Origin of the sequence: Pseudoalteromonas issachenkonii, from assembly GCF_002310795.1 — a bacterium.
In the GTDB taxonomy this organism is placed as follows: domain Bacteria; phylum Pseudomonadota; class Gammaproteobacteria; order Enterobacterales; family Alteromonadaceae; genus Pseudoalteromonas; species Pseudoalteromonas tetraodonis.
In genome coordinates this window covers 159237-177789 of record NZ_CP011031.1, presented here as the reverse complement: position 1 = coordinate 177789, position 18553 = coordinate 159237, and the positions used below count along the sequence as shown (strand labels likewise).

The following is an 18553-nucleotide window of genomic DNA, read 5'->3' as shown; positions in this document are numbered from 1 at the left end:
CTCCTTAAAATACAACATCGACACCAAGCGTGATAGCTTTACTATCACCGGCCACAGCTAAATCAAACGAGTCATCTTTGACTCTATCGTATTGCACTTTAAATGCAGCTGACGGATGAAAGTCCCACCTCACACCAACAGCAAATGTATTATGCTGCTCTGTATCACCTTCACCTTCTTGTTCGAAGTCTGAAAACATGACATAAGGTGTAATAGAGTCAAAACGATAGCCCGCACTGATCATATAAGTGTCGAGATTACCATCTAAGTCTAAGCGGTTAAGCTCACTTAAAACGAAAAAATCACCAAAATCAAGATTTGCAGCTAAACCATAAAATTTACCATCTCTGCTATCTTTGCCGTCCCACAAAACCGGTTCACCCGCACGAAAACGCTTGTTGGTGTATTGCATGTGGGTCACTCTTAGTTCGAGCCAGTCACGATTTAGTAACAGTACGCCGCCTAACATATCTTCCCAAATTTCTCTTGTTGGCTCTTGAAAGAAGAAGTCTGATAATAGCTTGTTATCGTCATCGTCCTCTTTACCGGTATAAATATTCGCAGACACTCCCCAGTCACCTATAGAACCTGAGTAGAGTAAATTAACGCCCTCGTAGTTAAATACTTGCCATGTATAGTTATCTGCAGGGGCTCGCATCCATACATATGCATAACCTACATCGAAAAAGTCTGAGTAGTAAAATAGTGGTAAACGCTTTTTACCTGCTTGAATAGTCCAATTATCATTAATATCGTAAGAAATATAAGCCCATTCAAAGTTTGCCTCAAAGTCGTTGACTCCTCTGGCAACTAGCTGACCTGTTACAGAAAGACCTTCACCCAAATCGCCTGATACCTGTAATCCAATCAAAGACTCTGGCGAAAAGGATAAATCTTCAGTGTATGCACTAACATTTGGATAGTCCGCAAGAAATGTTGGTTCAACGCCATATTGCGGGACACCTGTACCGCTCAGTACCTTACCTGCATTAATACTTGCAAAACCCGAAATATTAATTTCAGCATAACTACTTGCTGATATAAATGCTCCCAATAGTATAATTTTTTGCAGTTTCATTGATCACCTCATTATTATAATGGCTGTCATAGCCAACTTGAGTATAGTAAAGCAAGAAAAAGAAACAAAAAATTAACACTCTTTTATTTTTATACTGATTTCTAATATTATTTAGCCATCGACCTTGATAGCAATGTCCCTTTAATTTCGCTGTAGCGCTGTTGCTCGCACAGTGCAAAACCACTTAGTTGACGTACTTTATTACGCGCAAACAGTGGCACGCTCATTCCCGCTAAAAACCGGCATTGGGTTTCAATACCCACATTGTGTACACCTTTAGTTGCCATGTGCGCTAAAAACTCATCGACCTTTTGATAAATAAGCGCTGTATCAATCGTTGCAGGGGGAATTGAATATTCAAGCTTAACTGAATGCCCACGACACACCGAGCAATGTCCACACTGCTGTGGCGCATTCGCATCATCAAAGTAACGGGCTAAGTTATAGCTTAAGCAAAATTGCAGCTCAAAAAAGCGTACTAAAGCAGCAATCCGTTTTATTTCCGCTTGCTCTTTATCGGTAAAATAATCGTGTAACTGCTGGGCAAGTGCAGGATTATTAATCACCTCGCTATGCACTTTGTACACGTGAGTAATACGTTTGGTTTCAAGCGTGATAAGGTTTTTTTCAGCCAAATAGTCAAGCGCGGCTACCACACGTTTACGGTCAACCTGCGCGGCTTGCGTTAGGGAGTCAAAATTAAGTGTGCCCCATATTTTTTTAAAGTCGGTATGACTAAATATTTGTGTTAAAAAAGCTTGGCGCTGCTCATCAAACTGGCTAAGTAACTCATTTTTATCAACCAAAAATTTATACTTAAAATCGGCATAATAAGCATACTGCGGGGTTATTGCGCCTTGCATTTCAAGCTGTACCAGCAAGGTTTTAAGGGCAAGCTGGCGAATATTACTCTCGCTTGAAAGGCTATATTCTTGCATTTCCCATTGCTGTTGAGCTTGGCGAATATCGTTAATAACATATTCAATACCGCTGAGCTCTGGAGTATCGCCGTAAATAAAGTTTTCTACTGTATTTAAGCCATCTAAATTAGCCAGGGTATAACAATTTGATGGGTTGCCGTCACGCCCTGCGCGTCCAATTTCTTGGCTGTAGTTTTCTATTGATTTAGGTAAATCGTAGTGAATTACAAAGCGTATGTCTGATTTATCAACCCCCATACCAAAGGCAATGGTAGCAACCACTACATTTATTTTGCCTGCCATAAAATCGTCTTGAATTTTCCCGCGTAGGGTATCTTCAAGCCCTGCATGATACGCCACTGCTTGCAGGCCCTGCGCGCTTAACATATTGGCCACTTGCTCAGCACTTTGCTGCAGCGTGACATACACAATACCGGGGCCGGTTTGCGCACGGACAATTTTAGTAAGCTCATTGTTTTTATCCGCCGTTTTAACACTCAGCACATTTAAATCTAAATTAGCGCGATAAAACCCCGTTTGCACAATACATTGTGGCTCAATAGCAAAGCGCTCGGCCATATCGCGTTTTACTTTTTTAGTGGCGGTAGCGGTTAATAGTAGCACTAACGGAATATTTAGCTCTTCACGGTAACGAGGTAATTTTAAGTAATCGGGTCTAAAGTTATGCCCCCATTCAGATATACAATGCGCTTCGTCAACAACCAACATAGAAAGCGCCACTTGGCTTATAAACTCCCTAAAGCGTTCGTTTTTAAAGCGCTCAACCGACACCATTAACACTTTAACTTTACCACTTCGTACGTCGTTCATTACAGTGCTACTTTGCATTTGGTCTTGGTTTGAGTCGAGGCTGGCGGCATAGATTCCTTTGCTATTTAAAAAGCTAATTTGATCTTTCATCAAGGCCAATAACGGCGATACCACCAGCGTTAAATGCGGTAAATGTAACGCAGTGAGTTGATAGCACAACGACTTACCCGATCCTGTAGGAAATATTGCCAGTGATGATTGGCCATTTAGCAGCTGCTCTATGGTTTGTTGTTGCCCTGCTCTAAACTGATTAAAACCAAAATGTTGCTCAAGAGACTGAACTAGCGAGGTACTCATAAAAGCGTCCTTTTTATGTCGGTGCCCATAAATGCTGTAAATGCGCAGTAGATGAAATATTTGCATATCAGTATACATCAAATGACGTGATTTATTGCTGACATATCCTTTAATTAGGCGCACACTATAGCCCCATAAAAACGTGCTTTGCCAAAATAATTTTTTGATACCCAAGTCATTTTAAAAATCAACGTACAGAAATTGCTTCGGTATATTATTTTTAAGGGCATAGTCATGGATATAACCATACCAAAAATCGTCATCATCGGCGGTGGCGCTGGTGGGCTGGAGCTAGCAACTCAATTAGGGCACAAATTAGGAAAGAAAAAACACGCAAATATATTACTCATCGATAAAAATCGCACTCATATATGGAAACCGTTATTGCACGAGGTTGCAACTGGCTCTATTGATGCCGATTTAGATGGGGTTGTTTACTCCGCGCATGCTGCCAAACACCACTATAACTTTCAACTTGGTACCTTTTGCAACCTCGATAACAACAATAAAACCATTACCTTAAGCCCTCTATATGACGAGTTAGGGCATCAAATTTTACCTAAACGCACCGTTCACTATGATCATTTAGTTATTGCTATTGGCAGTGTGAGTAACGACTTTAATACGCCAGGCATTAAAGAGCATTGTTTTTACCTAGATTCAAATCAACAAGCAGAGCGCTTTCAACACGCGCTGCTGGATAACTTTACTCGCCTTCATCAAGACGATGACCCATTACACTCATTAAATATCGCCATTGTTGGCGGTGGAGCAACTGGGGTTGAGCTCTCGGCTGAGCTGTATCATGTTTCTGATTTACTAAAAATATACGGTTTAACTAATATGTCGGCTAAGCGTTTACATATTCATCTGATTGAAGCGGGCCCCAGGATTCTTCCGGCGCTGTCTGAGCGAATTGCCAGTTCGGCCAAGCGTGAGTTATTAAGATTAGGCGTCACCGTTCGGGAAAATACCCAAGTTAAACAAGCAACCGAACATGGCTTTATCACCAATGATGATGAGCAAATAAATGCGGATATTATGGTGTGGGCGGCGGGCGTAAAAGCACCTGACTTTATTAAAGAGCTGGGTATTTTTGAGCTGACTCGTAATAACCAAATAAAAGTAAACGAGTACTTACAAAGCAACCTTGACCCACAAATATATGTGCTCGGTGATTGCTGCGCGTTTACGCAAGATGATGGTACACAAGTGCCGCCACGCGCACAATCGGCACATCAAATGGCACAATGCGTTGAAAAAAACTTAATCGCCACATTACGTGAGCAGCCCCTTAAAAAATTCGAGTATAACGACCATGGCTCACTGGTTAATTTATCGCGCTACAGCACAGTAGGCAGCTTAATGGGTAACCTAACCAGTAATAGCTTTTTTATTGAAGGTAAAATTGCCCGCTTTATGTATATTTCATTATATAGAATGCATCAGCGCGCTATTCATGGCAGTGCCAAAACCTTTGCTTTGTGGATCAGCGAAAAAGTGCTGCGTGTTGTGCGTCCTAAAATGAAGCTGCACTAGCCAAAATTAAAGACAGTGGTAATTTAAGTTACCACTGTCTTTAATTTTTAATATTAGCTATATAAAGTACACAAAAATTTTAAGGAAACAGGCTATGTCGGATAAAACGCTTATTTTTAATTTTGATGGTACCGGCAGTGAACCCCGAGACGCAGATCAGTTTAGTACAGAGCATTTTAAAGAAGACGCCAGTATTTCTAATATTTTAAAACTACACTTATTGCTCGGTGGTAAACTTGATGATTCTCCCACCACCCCATTTTCCAAACAGTTAAGTTTTTATTACCAAGGCATAGGCACTAAAGGCAGTCGTTTAAAACGAATTTTAAATCAAGCACTCGCCCCACGTTCAGACGATGTAGCCAGCATTTTAAATCAAGCTATTAATGATTTTAAACAGCATTACCAAAGCGGCGATACCCTCCTACTTACCGGCTTTAGCAGAGGCGCTGCATTAGCGCGGCGATTTGCAAAGTGCTTAGAGCCACTCATACATGAAAAGGTGTATTTATGTGTGTTTGATACAGTGGCCTCGATTGGCATGTCAAAGGTGAGTAAAGCCACTTGGGGTGCAGAGCATGTTATTTTTGAAAATCACACCATTGCCAGTAATGTCTCTGAGGCGCTGCACTGTGTAGCGCTTGATGAAAAACGTCGCGCCTTTGAACCGACGTTAATGAACCAGCAAGCTAACATTACCGAGCTGTGGTTCGCAGGAGCCCATTCCGATGTGGGAGGCGGCTACTATCGCGATGGACTTGCCGATATTTGCTTGCGTTATGCACTTGAGTGGCTTATTGCTCAGCCGCTGTCAGTTTCATTGCTAACCAGTCATGACATCGATTACGAAAACCTTTTACCTGAGAGTAACTTGGTTGCCCAAGACGATGTGACTGTTATTCCCGATCCACTGGCGTTAAGTCATCAGCAAAATTACTTTTGGCTAAACCCATTTTTTAAACTTGTTGATAGGCAGTGCTGTGTATTAATTGACGATGAAATCAGCCACGTCGCCCCATTAATACATCACAGTGTTGCACAGCGAATTAATAAACTAACCAGCTATCGTCCCGAATCGTTAAAAAACTTACATTATAAAATGATTTACAGCGACGACAGCACGTTAAACTTTATGGGACTCAGTGCCCATATAATGCTAGCCAACCAAAATATGAGTTTACTTAGCATAAACCAAAGCCAAGATGTGATGGTATATGCCAGTGAAGCCTACAACGCCACCGGCTTAATGCTTGCCCAAGGTGCGACCTATCGCTTTACTCCTTATCCTAATCAATATTGGTATGACGATGGTATAAAGTGCTCTCCTTCTGGGTGGCATCGCGATAACGTGCAACTCGGCGTTAAAGAAATCCCCATGGCATTACTTGAGCCATTTAGACGTTTAGCTACAGCGCAGTGGTTTAGCTTGATCGGCACGATTGGTCAAAGCGATGAACATGCCTTTGAAATTGCTGAAGGCGTTGAAATAACCATTAAAAAATCGGGAGAGTTTTGCCCTTTTGCTAATGATTTAAGTCGTTTTTATGGTGCGAATGCCGGTAGGATAAAACTTAAAGTAACGCGATTAAGCTGATAATCAGTGCACTTTATACTGCAAAGTGCACTGAGCTAGGGATAGCTGGTGGAGGTTATTGCTTTTTCATTTTATGGCCTTTCACGGCATAAAATAATATGAATAGATAACAAGGTAACAACACCGAGTAGCCTGTTTGTAACGAGGTAAAGCCACTCAGTAGCCCCCATAAAACGGGACCAAATGCACCTCCGGCAATCCCCATGATTAAAAGCGCAGAACCAGTACTAGTAAGTTTACCCAATCCTGATAATGCTAGTGGGAACACCGCAGGCCAAACAATCGCGTTTGCTAAGCCTAAAAAGGCAATCAGCAGTAAAACATCAGGCAAATTAGCGCCGCCTAAAGGCACCAATAGCGCATTGGCAATAACAAACGACTGTGCATCGAGCAGTAAAATACATAATGTAATAACAATCCCTAATACAGCCGATGCGGTTAAAGCGCTCTGCTGAGAAATAAATTTAGGGATAAGTAAAATACCTAAAATATAACCAAACACCATAAACATCATAGTGTATGAGGTCATTACCCCATATTTTTCGACTCCCAGCGATAGTGCAAAAGTACCTATGGTATCGCCTGCAATAACCTCAACCGCCACGTACAAGAATATCGCAATAGCGCCTAACACTAAGTTTGGATGAGATAGTGTTTCACGAATTTCACCCTTATCGTTTATTGCTTCAACTTCATCATTAATAAGTTCAGGTAGCGGCGACTTTTTAACCGCAAAAGCTAATAAACCAATAAATATGGCCATGCCTAAGTAAGGTAAAATAAGGCCGTTGGCCATATCATCAACTTGCTCTTGGCTAAGCTCTGTGCCTACCGTACCGGTAAAGTTGCTTAAAATTAAGGCGGTAAATACCATCGGAGAAATAACCCCTGCGCCTTTATTTAAAATACCCATAATACTAATACGCACAGCAGCCGACTCTTCTGGCCCTAAACGCACTACGTACGGGTTAACCGCAGTTTGTAATAGAGTTTGACCTGCCCCCATCACCAACTGGGCTAATAAAAACAGAGGAAAAAACTGTGACATAGCAGCAGGAATGAACAGTAAACCCGCTAACATCATACACCCCATGCCAAGCGCCATCCCATTCTTATAGCCAACTTTTTTAATTAACACGGCCGAGGGAAGCGCAGTAAAGGTGACGGCAATATAAAAGGAAAATAAAATTAACGATCCTTGAAACGGAGTTAACTGTAAAATCTGACTTAAATACGGCATTAATGAGCCATTTAGCCAAGTAGCAAAGCCCAGTATAAAAAATAATACCGCAACAATGGCCATTGGAACCACGCTACTATTTTTGGACGTATCCATAACATTGGTTGTCATGTTATTTTCCTTTATTTATATTTATTATGTTGTTAACAAACCTGAGCGCCGCCAATCCACGTGCTAATGACTTGTTGTTGTGTGTTTAATTGTACAAAATCTGCTGGACTGCCCGGTATTAATCGCCCGTGTGTGGTGGGCAACTGTAAATACTGAGCAGGATATAAACTTGCCATATTAAGCGCTTGCGCTAATGGCTGCTTTAAATGGGTTACTGTATTTCTTACTGCGGTTGCCATATCAAGCGCAGATCCTGCCAGTTCACCCGTGGTAGAGGTGAGCTTACCATTATCTAAGGTGACGGTACGGTCAAAAAAAGCAAATTCGGTGTCATTCGTACCCACTGGTGGCATCGCATCAGTGACTAAAAAAACACGACCCATTGGCTTTGCTTTTAACGCAAGCTGACATGCAGCGTAATCAACATGATGCCCATCAACAATTAGGCCGCAATAGGTGTCATCGTTTAATAATGCACAGCCTACAACACCTGGCTCACGCCCCTGTAATGGCGACATAGCATTATATAAATGCGTAAATCCGGTTGCGCCAGCATCAACCGCGCGCTGAGCTTGAGCAAAGCTTGCATTGGTATGACCTAAACAAACGTGTATGCCTACCTCACGCATTTTAGCGATATCACTTGGCAGAACATTTTCAGGTGCAACTGTTACCACCACTTTACCTAAATCTTGGCGAGATAATACCTGCCATTCTTGTTCAGAAATAGGGCGAATATAATCAGCACTATGAGCGCCTTTTTTTGCAACAGATAAGTGCGGGCCTTCAAAGTGAATGCCAATAATACCGGGAGTCTGCAAAGCAATAGCATCAGCAATGACATCGGCTGCTTGGTGCATCACTTCAACCGTGTCAGTAATTAAAGTCGGCAACATGGCAGTTGTGCCATACTTGGCATGTGCCAGCAGCATTTGTTTAACCCCAGCAACACTGCTAGTACGATTAAACAATACACCACCGCCACCATTCACTTGCAAGTCAATAAAGCCTGGCGCAACTAACCCCGTTAGGTGCTCATCTGCCTGTTGCACGTTATCATCTATTGCCGTAATAATACCCGCATCAATGCTCAACACTTTGTCGTTAACAAATTGCTCGCCATCAAAAAACTCTGCTACATGAATACGTTTTACTGACATTTATAATGTCCTTGTTACTTTTTTAAGCCCCTTAGGCTCATCAGGGTTAAAACCACGGCTTAACGCTACTTTTGCCACATCAAGATAAAAACGCTGCAATACTAAAAATGGCGCTAATCGAGGGTGTACGTTAATACCGTTTTGATTAAGGCTAATCACGTGTGCACCGCGTTTTTTAACCTCAGCAATTTGCTGCTGATGTGACTCTTTAGTTTCATCATCAACCGAGCAATCTAAAATCACTAACCCTTGCTCAACTAAGGTTACCGGACCATGTAAAAATTCTGCACTACTGAATGACTCAGCATGAATAGCACACACTTCTTTAAGCTTAAGTGCCATTTCTTTTGAGATAGAAAACCCTAAACCACGGGCTAATACCACCATGTTCTTAATGTTTGCAAACTCACTAGGCTGTAACTGAGTTGGCGAGTCTATCATTGCATCAAGCGCGCTAGGCAGCTCTTTAAGCCCTTGTAATAATGACTCATTTTGCGTCCAATTAGCAACAATATGTACCAATGCCGATAACGTGGCTAAGTAACTTTTTGTTGCCGCCACCGAAATTTCATCACCGGCTTTAAGGGGGACAAAATCATCTACTATGTCTTGCAATGGTGACGCTTCATCGTTAACCAGTGCAATACAATAAGCGCCCGCCTCTTTCGCCATTTTTGCTTGAGCGAGAATATCTGGGCTGCGTCCTGATTGAGAAATTACAATCACCACAGCGCCTTCAAGCTTTAATGTTTTACCATATACACTCGCCACTGATGGCGCTGCTGAACTGACCGGTACACCGGCTTCAATTTCAATTAAGTATTTACCAAAAACGCCAGCATGATCTGATGAACCGCGACCAATCATCATCACCACCTTAGGGGCCATATCGCGAAGCTTATGACCAATTTTTTCCACTAAAGGTTGGTTGGCAATAATTTGCTTTTCAATAACATTTGGCGTTTGCGCCGCTTCTTTTTCCATTAGGGTGTTAAACATCATAACTCCTGGCTGCTGTAATTAACGTGCTGTTGTTTAGCGTAAAGTACAGACCCCATTTCTGGTGACGATAATGGGGCTGATAAAATAGCTTGAATGTCTGGATCTAACCATGTTGTCATCACGGCTGATAAGCCACCAATAAACGAAAGCCTTGGTGGCTTTTTATCTAATAATTGTCGTGCAATGTCGCTTAAATAAGCGCCACCTTCTTTTAAAATGGCAATCGCAATGGCATCGTTTGCTTGTGCTGATTGAAAAACACAACCTGCAAGTTGCGCAAAAAAGGCGGCTGGTTTATTCGCAATCACTTCAACTAGTTGCATTGCATCACGCACTTCTAAATACTTCATAATCAAATTAGTAAGCGCACCACTTGGGATTAACTTGTCTAGGCTTAACAACACCTGCTGACAAGCAGTAAAGCCTATCCATGCACCGCTGCCTTTATCGCCATGCGGGAAACCATGACCACCAATCATAAACGATTGACCATTAACGTATGAAAATCCACACGAGCCAGTACCTGCAATCATCACTGCGCCATCACTACCTTGATGAGCGCCCATACAAGCAATGAGTAAATCAGTCGTTAAATGCATAGTTTTAAATGGGTGTTGCCACTGGGTCATTTGATTATGCAAACTTGGTAAGTTAACTCCCGCCAGGCCAACCCCTGCGATTAATGCAGATAAAGGCGTCTCTTTGAGTCCTGCATCTTGCAAGGCTAAACGCGCTGATTGCTCAATGGAATGCGTTGCTTGGCTAAATCCATGTAACGGGTTACCAGGGCCTGCCACACCGGTGCCTACTATTTCATTACAGCTATTGACGATAATTGCTTTACATTTAGTGCCACCGCCATCGATCCCCACAAAGAGTTCATTGTTATTAATATTGTTGGTGATCATTTTTGCCTCTTAATTTGTTCGACCGTTTTGCAAAACACTGAAAATAAAACCGGACTGTCATACTGTATGAATCTTATACTAGCACAAATGACAGCGTTGTCATTATTTTTATTTACAAATAAATAACTTCTTTCATCTTCAATAATTTAAAGGAAAACGCACCTTATCGGTGCGTTACTTTGAGCTTTCTGCTTACACGACTTGCTGATGGAGTCTTAGAGCGAATCCATACATCTTGTGTTACTTTGACGGGTTGTTTATAGGTTTGCCATTGGCCGCTTCCTTGTTTGTATTCAATTACCAAACCAGGGTAGGCAATATTGGCGTACAACATGCCGTTCTCAATTTTTGCGCCCGCATTTGCAAGACGATAATGCACATCAGCCATTTCTAGCTTAGGAAATTCTTTTAGTCCCATTGTGGCTGCAAAAGTCTGCCATTGCTGATCGCGCTGCTGTTTTAATGCTGAGCTAAAGCGATTTGTTTGTTGGCTATAAACAAAGCCATTGTGATCATACGGTACCGCCCAATCTGCCTTATGCCATGCTCTTTGTGCCAACGATAATAACCGTGGGAAGAGCTTATATTCGGCCATATTATTGGTGCGCGTATTTTCACTCCATAACTGCCCTTGAATACCAATAAAGCGTTTATCTTTTGCCAAAGGCGCTGATACTACCTTGCCTTGCTCATCACGCTGTAACGTGTCATCAGCGACATAGGGGTTATCTTCTCTATCGAGCCAAAATTCAGCATGAATAGGTAAATTATCTGGCATAAACTGAAATATTTTTTCGGTATTTATATGCCTTGAAGCCCAGTAATAACCGTGTTCTTGTGGGTCTGCTTCATACGGAAAGTCAAAATACAGCACATCTGGCGACGAGAGCACCACTTGCCAATTTCTATTAGCAAATTCATGGGCACGTTGATGGCCGTTCCACATTAATAAATCCCAGCTATTACCTTGTACAACCTCTGGCATATTCTCTGGGTTAGTATGCGATAAACCATCGCTCCATGCAGCAGTTTCAATATTCATATCAGCCAACATATTCGCAATACGTTCAATAAAATAGCTGCCCAGCTGACTCGCTTCAGTAATTTCTAACTTATTTTGTTTAATAAAATCAGCACAAGCTGGTGAGTCAACCCACGCTCCGGCGGTTTCATCGGCGCCTATGTGATAACGGGTTAACGGATGCTGTGCATCACTGTGTATGCCTTTTACCTGTTCCATTACTTCACGAATAAACGCATACGATGAGTCTAAACACACATTAATCGTATTGTCGTTATAGTGCTGTACCGACGAATACACGGTTGTATCAAGCGGATCATAAAGTAAAAACTGCTCGGCTTTTTGTTTATCGCCTTGTTTTATGTATTTATTATAACGCGCTTGCATGGCTTTAATTGCAGCGCGAGAATGCCCTGGCATATCAAGTGATGGGATCACTTGAATATGACGCGCACTCGCCGCTTTAAGTATTTCTTGATAATCAGCCACCGAATAATAGCCGTTTGCTGCACTTGAAGTATCAAGCCCTGCGCCCAACTGTGGCATTAAACATTGTTGCTCGCTTTGATCAAAACAACGCTTCGCCCCTATATCCGTAAGTTCAGGGAGTGATGGGATTTCTATACGCCAGCCTTCATCATCACCTAAGTGTAAATGTAGCTTGTTAAGTTTATAAGCCGCCATTTGATCAAGTAACTTTAAAATAAAGCCTTTGTCACGAAAGTTCCGTGCTACATCAACCAACACCCCTCTAAACTGATAATGCGGTGCATCAACAACCTCTCCCACTGGTAACATATCACTGTTAACTTGGTATAAACTCGCTAAGCTTTGCAAAGCATAAAAAATGCCCGCTTCATCAGCGGCATTAATCACAATTTCATCAGCTTTAATCGCTAACTTATAGCTGCCTTCAAATTCATCATTTTTAGTTACTGTATTAAGTATGACCTTAATGGCCGCTGCATCATCGCTTATATTAATACCTAGTAGTGCTAACCTTTGTGTTGCGGCAGATAAGTGTGTTTTATCTATTCCTGAGTAGTTAATATTAAGCCCTTTGCTAATATCAAGCGTTTGAGTTTGACTAAATTCGCTCACGCGTGGAGTGGGTATAATTTGTTGAGCAATCACATTGCTTACTTGATTTTGCGACGTTAAATAAGCTGAAAAGTCATACTTTTCATTACGCTCAAACAAGCGCTCAGCAGTAAGCCACTGAGTTTTATCGCTCTCAGTACGTTTAAACTGACGAGTGTAATCGGTATAAGGTTCTACATGTGGTAATAGCTCTAACCCTGTCTCTGGGTCAATTTTAGGTTTTGTGCTTTCAATCACTTTAGCGGTGTCATTGTTATTCACCACGATATAGTTAGGAATAGCGTCGCTTTGCGATAATGACCAAAAATGCGCATAAAAAGTAATCGTTTTAGTCTCACCGGCTTTAAAGCCAGTAAACCCGTCTTTAAGCTCAATAACATGAATATCGCCATTAACGTGTTTAATAGTAAATTCATCGCTAACCGACTTTTGTATTGGCGTAATTTGACTAAAGTAAATTTTCCATTGGTCAACGTTAATCGCCGAGTTGGCGGTTAAATGTAAATACGCTTTAAAACAGTGACCGTTTTCAATATTTGGATCGCACTGAGCTGATGGGCGGTTATCAACCTGCTGATATTTTATTTGTAACGTTTTAGCAAGTAACTCTACGGCGCTATCGTTTGCGGGGCTTAGCTGAACCGATACCGTATTTTGTTCATCAACATTGCCCTGACACGCACTCAAACCCAGTGCTAAGCAGCATGCTGTCAGTAATGATTTAATCTTCATTCGCTACTTTCCCTCTATTGTTATTAATTAGTCACTTAAGTATCTCTTTCAGATACTTAAATTAATCCCGCTTTTAAATCAATCACTATTCACATCTAGCAATTGCTACCTTAGCGCACACAATCCGCTACCTTAGGGTTTAAATAATAATTAACAGCGCGCACCAACTTGTGACAACGCTGTCATCAAATTGTTAATGTATCCTTTTTTTTCTTTTATAGCTACACAGAAGGGCAAAAAAGATACAAAAAATTTACATGTATGTGCTTAATATTCTTTTAAACTATTGTATTTAAATTAAATTTAAATATTACTAAATTATTACCTAAAACTTTATCTACCATTCTCACAAGAAAGGCGTATAAATTAACTGTTAATATTCAATGATGTCTTTATAATTTAGCCGTCAAATAATAAAAACCGAGCACTGTTAACTGCTTCTGCTGTAGTTGTTAACCGATAAAGATAAATTAGTACCCAAAATGATATGTAAAGGTCTATTAAGCCTATGAGAACAACAATAAACGACGTGGCAAAAGATGCCGGGGTATCAATAAAAACGGTATCACGAGTAATAAATAACGAAACCTCGGTGCGTGACAACACCCGTGAGAAAGTCATGGCGTCGGTTAAAAAGTTGAACTTTCAGCCTAACCTTGCTGCAAGAAGCCTTGCAGGAACAAAAGCTTACAGCATTGCTTACATTTACGACAATCCAAATGCCTACTATATTATAGATATGCAAAACGGCATTTTAGATGCGTGTAAAAAGCAAGGGTTTGAACTACTTATCCACCCATGCGATGCCAAAGAAGCACATATTATTGACGAAATAACCAGCATGATAAAACGCACCCGAATTGCCGGTATTTTACTCACGCCGCCATTTTCAGAGATGCCACATTTTGTTGAAAAGCTGACACAGCTTGACCTAAAAGTTGTGCGTATTTTATCAGGACACGACGCCCCCGATACATTAACGCCCTGTATTATGATTGACGATAACCTCGCCTCTAAATCAATTACCGAACACCTTATAAATAATGGCCACACACGCATCGGCTTTTTAGCTGGGGGCAGCGAACATAACTCCACCAAAGAGCGCTTAGAGGGCTACAAAGCGGCTTTAAAACAATACGACATTACTATAGACCCTAGCTTAATTATTGATGGCGAATACTCATTTGAATCCGGGGTTGAGGGTGCTAAAACACTCATTAATCAACAAAACAGGCCAACCGCTATCGTCTCATGTAACGATGAAATAGCCGCCGGTGCGTTATTTGCAGCCAGATTAATGAACATTGATATACCCAGCGAGCTTTCTATTACAGGGTTTGAGGATAGTCCATTCTCACGCCAAACATGGCCAAAGCTCACTACAGCGCATCAGCCAAATAATAAAATTGCTGAAGATGCAGCCAGCTTACTGATAGCGCAAATTCGTAATGGCAATGACCGCGATATTATTAAACTATACACACCAGAACTGGTTGTCAGAGATTCAACAGCCCCTCCTATAGCTTTATAATAAATTAGCTGGCATGCGCTGCAAGCCCCCCTTCAGCGCTTAAAGCATTAAAAGCGGCCTGATTTTTGAACGCATAGCCTGTACCACTGAGTTTATTAACAATAAAACGGCACATGTTGTAAATTTTACACTTAGGGTCTGTTGATCTTTCAAGGTTATATAACTCAGTTAACCCCTCTAATACCAATTCGCTTAATTAACTGAGCTATTTTGAGGGAGGAAAATCGTGTCGATAGCAAGGCAAAGAATTTCGTTATTGAGTTGTTCTAAATGAGACGTTTTTAACGCTGTTAGCGTCTAATCTGCCCCCTCAAAATGATTAAGTATTATTGCAAATTGGTATAAATATACAGGAGTAAAATATGGCCAAGTCAGCCCAATTGTATAGAATGGCAACCGATGAACATATTTGCCCATTTGGTTTAAAATCTAAAGATTTACTTGAACGTCAAGGCTTTGAAGTAGACGATCATTTACTCACCTCAAGAGCCGATACCGATACCTTCAAACAAAAATACGATGTAAAAACAACACCACAAACATTTATAGATGATGAGCGTATCGGTGGTTATGATGAACTCAGAGAGTACTTTAATAAATCCCCTGCCGGTCAGCAAGGTACAACCTATACCCCTGTGATAGCGATTTTTGCGGTTACCTTGTTGCTCAGTTTAGCCTTTTCGTTGAGCGGTGCAGGATTAAGCATGTATACACTTGAGCTTTTCGTGGCATTAACCATGGCGGTACTAGCCATTCAAAAGCTGCAAGATTTAAACAGTTTTTCAAATTCCTTTATCACTTACGACTTACTTGCCATGAAAGTGATTCCTTACGCTTATGTATATCCATTTTTAGAAGCCTTTGTTGGCGTGGCCATGATTGCAGCACTTCCGGTTTACTTGGTTGCACCTATCTCGTTGTTTATTGGTAGTGTCGGCGCAATATCCGTGATTAAAGCCGTGTATATAGACAAACGCGAACTTAAATGTGCCTGTGTTGGCGGCGATAGCAATGTACCACTTGGCTTTATTTCACTAACCGAAAACCTATTTATGATAGCAGCCGGTATCTGGATGCTAGTTAAATAATAAAAAGGCGCGATAGGTTTAAAACCTACCGCGCCACTATTAAGTCTGTATTTATAAAGTAAAATTAACTCTCACTTATGGGGATATTTAAACCGGCCTCTGCATCGGCTAGCATAGCAAACTCTTCATCTGCACTTTTGGCCACTAAATGTTTAGAACTAAAGCCAAAGTAATACGCAGCCCCCACTATAAATAACACCATAGTGTATAAAAAAGCGCGGGGATCAAAGGCGTACACACCGGTCAGTGCAATCAAGGATAAGCACAATGCAATACCTGAAGTCACAGTCCCGCCAGGCGTTTTATAAGGACGAGGTAAATCTGGCTGCTTATAGCGCAGTAAAATGTGACTTAGCGCCATTAACGCATACGATACGGTTGCACCAACCACCGCCATAGCTAACATTAAATCGCCCTCACCACTTAGTGAAGCTAAAAAACCAAATACAGCAGGTACAATAAGCGCTCGTGCGGGCACTTTACGCGCGGTAGTAATTGATAACGAACGGGGTAAATATCCCGCACGCGACAGCGCAAACACCAATCGACTATAACCATAAATAATAGAGAAAAATGAAGCCACCAGCCCTGCTAACCCTAATATATTAACCACGGTTGCTAAATCGTTATTGCCCGTCGCATTTAACGCATCCACCAGCGGAACTGCACTTGCGCCCATTGCTGTTGCACCTGCTGCCCCGGGTACTAATACAACCACTAATAACGCGGTAAACAATAAAAACACCATAGCGCCAATAATGCCTTTAGGCACATCTTTCGCCGGATCTTTTGCCTCTTCTGCCGCCAATGGCACCCCTTCAACCGCTAAAAATAACCACATAGCAAAAGGTAATGCTGCCCATACACCATACCAATCCAGAGGTAAAAATTCACTCGCGCCAGCAGCATCGGTTACGGCAATATCAAATAAATTTGTCGCATCAAAATTGGTGATTAACACCACAGCGGTGGCAACAATAGCCAGTACCGCTAAACCGCTTATTACCATCATTACTTTTAGCGCTTCACCAACCCCAGCTAAGTGAATACCCACAAACACCAAGTAAAAGAGCGCATAAACCCAAGGGCCATTAAACCCCGTTAACGCCTCCACCGCAGAGCCAATAAAAATAACAATAGCAGCCGGTGCTAACGCATATTCAATTAATACCGCAAGGCCGGTTAAATAACCCCCCGTTGGCCCCATTGCTTGGCGAGCAAAGCTATACCCTCCTCCCGCAGCGGGAATAGCAGCCGACATTTCAGCCAGCGATAACACTAAGGTGAGATACATAATAGCCATTAATACTGCCGCTATGGCAAAGCCGCCCCAGCCTGCTTCTGCAATACCAAAGTTCCACCCAGCAAAGTCTCCTGAAATCACATACGATACCCCTAACCCCGCCAGTAATAACCAACCCGCAGTGCCACTTTTAAGTTGCCTTTTTGCTAAGTACTCTGAATTATTAGTAGACATAACATCCTCTTTATCGATTTTTTATTTTTAGTTACCGTTATTCCGCATTTAAAAAATGACGGCTCGATTGTTGATGCTCAATCACATCATCCTGTGTACGATCTTTTAAGTTCACTCCTGTTAGTTTTAATTTTTTTGCCTCACGTAATAAATAAACTGCACGCCTTGCAGCCTCACAGTAAGGCAAGCCCGCAGGGCGAATATTTGAAATACAATTGCGACAGGCATCGTTAAGACCTGTTTTAGGTGCCCAAGTTAGATATAAACCAAGGCTATCGGGCGAGCTAAGCCCTGGTCGCTCACCAATTAACACCATGACTACTTGTGCATTTAAAAGCTCTCCAATGTCGTCACCAATCGCCACCCGACCTTGCTCAACCACACTAAAAGGCGCAATGTTTAACTCACTGTTATCACCTAGCTGCGCTAATAATTCATTAATAAAAGGATAAGCATTTTTTTGCACCGCTAGCGACGATAAGCCATCAACCACAACGATGGCTAAATCATATTTTGCAGCCGTGTTTTGCTGCCCAGCGGTGAAATTAAGTAGGGTTTGTCGGCCGTTTTCATCTAACCTGCGTCCTAAATCGGGGCGTTGTAAATACGTCATTCGGTCAACAGCCTGGCTATGTAAGCGCAAAGGAGCAGCCAGCTGTTTCTCAGCACTGAGTTTGCTAAGCTGTTCGGTTATTGCATTAATATCGAGCGGAAAGTTCACCGCATCACGCGCTTGTGCATGGGATAATTGAAACGCCAGCATTTCACTGGTCGGTAAGCTTATTCCTGCGCGGCCAAGGCCAATCCGTGCATCAGTAAAACGGCGTAAATCGCGCCATGGGTTATGCACCACGTTGCCATTATTTTTATGTGTATTATCGCTGTTGTTTGTAACAGACGTTGCGTTAAAATTTGATTTCATA

At 41.8% G+C, this 18553-nt stretch carries 13 protein-coding genes; 4 read left to right on the top strand and 9 right to left on the bottom strand.

The features are described 5' to 3' along the window. Positions 1 to 4: 4 nt before the first annotated feature. Both PISS_RS16480 and PISS_RS16475 read right to left on the bottom strand, forming a co-directional pair. Positions 5 to 1078, bottom strand: coding sequence for a porin (locus tag PISS_RS16480; RefSeq protein ID WP_013462897.1), 1074 nt, complete (start codon positions 1076 to 1078; stop codon positions 5 to 7). A 107-nt stretch (positions 1079 to 1185) separates the two neighbouring features. Continuing rightward, positions 1186 to 3126: a RecQ family ATP-dependent DNA helicase gene (locus tag PISS_RS16475; RefSeq protein ID WP_058155708.1), complete on the bottom strand. Its 1941-nt coding sequence runs from the start codon at positions 3124 to 3126 to the stop codon at positions 1186 to 1188. Positions 3127 to 3360: 234 nt separating this feature from the next. Here PISS_RS16475 and PISS_RS16470 point away from each other — a divergent pair, with 234 nt between their 5' ends. After that, the gene (locus PISS_RS16470; protein WP_016899130.1) at positions 3361 to 4665 is read left to right on the top strand and encodes an NAD(P)/FAD-dependent oxidoreductase; all 1305 of its coding nucleotides are present in this window, start codon (positions 3361 to 3363) and stop codon (positions 4663 to 4665) included. A gap of 94 nt (positions 4666 to 4759) precedes the next feature. Next, positions 4760 to 6259 carry a phospholipase effector Tle1 domain-containing protein gene (locus PISS_RS16465; RefSeq protein ID WP_016899129.1) on the top strand — a complete coding sequence of 500 codons (1500 nt, stop codon included), beginning with the start codon at positions 4760 to 4762 and terminating at the stop codon, positions 6257 to 6259. Positions 6260 to 6314: 55 nt separating this feature from the next. Here PISS_RS16465 and nagP read toward each other — a convergent pair whose 3' ends face one another. From nagP to PISS_RS16440, 5 genes are all read right to left on the bottom strand, one after another. Then, complete coding sequence (gene nagP / locus PISS_RS16460; RefSeq protein WP_024602609.1) at positions 6315 to 7610, bottom strand: N-acetylglucosamine MFS transporter NagP; 1296 nt, start codon at positions 7608 to 7610, stop codon at positions 6315 to 6317. Positions 7611 to 7642: 32 nt separating this feature from the next. Next, entirely contained in the window at positions 7643 to 8770 is a 1128-nt protein-coding gene (nagA, locus tag PISS_RS16455) for an N-acetylglucosamine-6-phosphate deacetylase (protein WP_058155706.1), read from the bottom strand. Further along, positions 8771 to 9769: a glucosamine-6-phosphate deaminase NagB-II gene (gene nagB-II / locus PISS_RS16450; protein WP_013462891.1), complete on the bottom strand. Its 999-nt coding sequence runs from the start codon at positions 9767 to 9769 to the stop codon at positions 8771 to 8773. It lies immediately after the preceding gene. After that, positions 9769 to 10680 (bottom strand): N-acetylglucosamine kinase, encoded by a 912-nt coding sequence (nagK, locus tag PISS_RS16445; protein WP_024602607.1) that lies wholly within the window; start codon positions 10678 to 10680, stop codon positions 9769 to 9771. Before nagK ends, nagB-II begins: the two co-directional genes overlap by 1 nt. A gap of 163 nt (positions 10681 to 10843) precedes the next feature. Then, positions 10844 to 13534: a family 20 glycosylhydrolase gene (locus tag PISS_RS16440; protein WP_058155704.1), complete on the bottom strand. Its 2691-nt coding sequence runs from the start codon at positions 13532 to 13534 to the stop codon at positions 10844 to 10846. A gap of 508 nt (positions 13535 to 14042) precedes the next feature. Here PISS_RS16440 and PISS_RS16435 point away from each other — a divergent pair. Beyond that, on the top strand, positions 14043 to 15065 hold the full coding sequence (locus PISS_RS16435; RefSeq protein WP_016899123.1) for a LacI family DNA-binding transcriptional regulator: 1023 nt from the start codon (positions 14043 to 14045) through the stop codon (positions 15063 to 15065). Between the two features lie 362 nt (positions 15066 to 15427). Then, positions 15428 to 16153, top strand: a complete 726-nt coding sequence (locus PISS_RS16425) for a MauE/DoxX family redox-associated membrane protein (RefSeq protein ID WP_058155701.1) — start codon at positions 15428 to 15430, stop codon at positions 16151 to 16153. Positions 16154 to 16217: 64 nt separating this feature from the next. On the opposite strand, the gene eat is transcribed toward PISS_RS16425, so the two are convergent. Both eat and eutC read right to left on the bottom strand, forming a co-directional pair. After that, entirely contained in the window at positions 16218 to 17630 is a 1413-nt protein-coding gene (eat, locus tag PISS_RS16420; protein ID WP_058155698.1) for an ethanolamine permease, read from the bottom strand. 37 nt (positions 17631 to 17667) lie between these two features. Next, positions 17668 to 18552 carry an ethanolamine ammonia-lyase subunit EutC gene (gene eutC / locus PISS_RS16415; protein WP_033103028.1) on the bottom strand — a complete coding sequence of 295 codons (885 nt, stop codon included), beginning with the start codon at positions 18550 to 18552 and terminating at the stop codon, positions 17668 to 17670. Position 18553 lies beyond the last annotated feature (1 nt).

Coding starts and splice junctions, on each gene's coding strand:
- PISS_RS16440 (WP_058155704.1), bottom strand. CDS start 13,534: ATGAAGATTAAATCATTACTGACAGCATGCTGCTTAGCACTGGGTTTG.
- PISS_RS16480 (WP_013462897.1), bottom strand. CDS start 1,078: ATGAAACTGCAAAAAATTATACTATTGGGAGCATTTATATCAGCAAGT.
- PISS_RS16465 (WP_016899129.1), top strand. CDS start 4,760: ATGTCGGATAAAACGCTTATTTTTAATTTTGATGGTACCGGCAGTGAA.
- nagB-II (WP_013462891.1), bottom strand. CDS start 9,769: ATGTTTAACACCCTAATGGAAAAAGAAGCGGCGCAAACGCCAAATGTT.
- PISS_RS16470 (WP_016899130.1), top strand. CDS start 3,361: ATGGATATAACCATACCAAAAATCGTCATCATCGGCGGTGGCGCTGGT.
- eat (WP_058155698.1), bottom strand. CDS start 17,630: ATGTCTACTAATAATTCAGAGTACTTAGCAAAAAGGCAACTTAAAAGT.
- PISS_RS16435 (WP_016899123.1), top strand. CDS start 14,043: ATGAGAACAACAATAAACGACGTGGCAAAAGATGCCGGGGTATCAATA.
- PISS_RS16475 (WP_058155708.1), bottom strand. CDS start 3,126: ATGAGTACCTCGCTAGTTCAGTCTCTTGAGCAACATTTTGGTTTTAAT.
- eutC (WP_033103028.1), bottom strand. CDS start 18,552: ATGAAATCAAATTTTAACGCAACGTCTGTTACAAACAACAGCGATAAT.
- nagA (WP_058155706.1), bottom strand. CDS start 8,770: ATGTCAGTAAAACGTATTCATGTAGCAGAGTTTTTTGATGGCGAGCAA.
- nagK (WP_024602607.1), bottom strand. CDS start 10,680: ATGATCACCAACAATATTAATAACAATGAACTCTTTGTGGGGATCGAT.
- nagP (WP_024602609.1), bottom strand. CDS start 7,610: ATGACAACCAATGTTATGGATACGTCCAAAAATAGTAGCGTGGTTCCA.
- PISS_RS16425 (WP_058155701.1), top strand. CDS start 15,428: ATGGCCAAGTCAGCCCAATTGTATAGAATGGCAACCGATGAACATATT.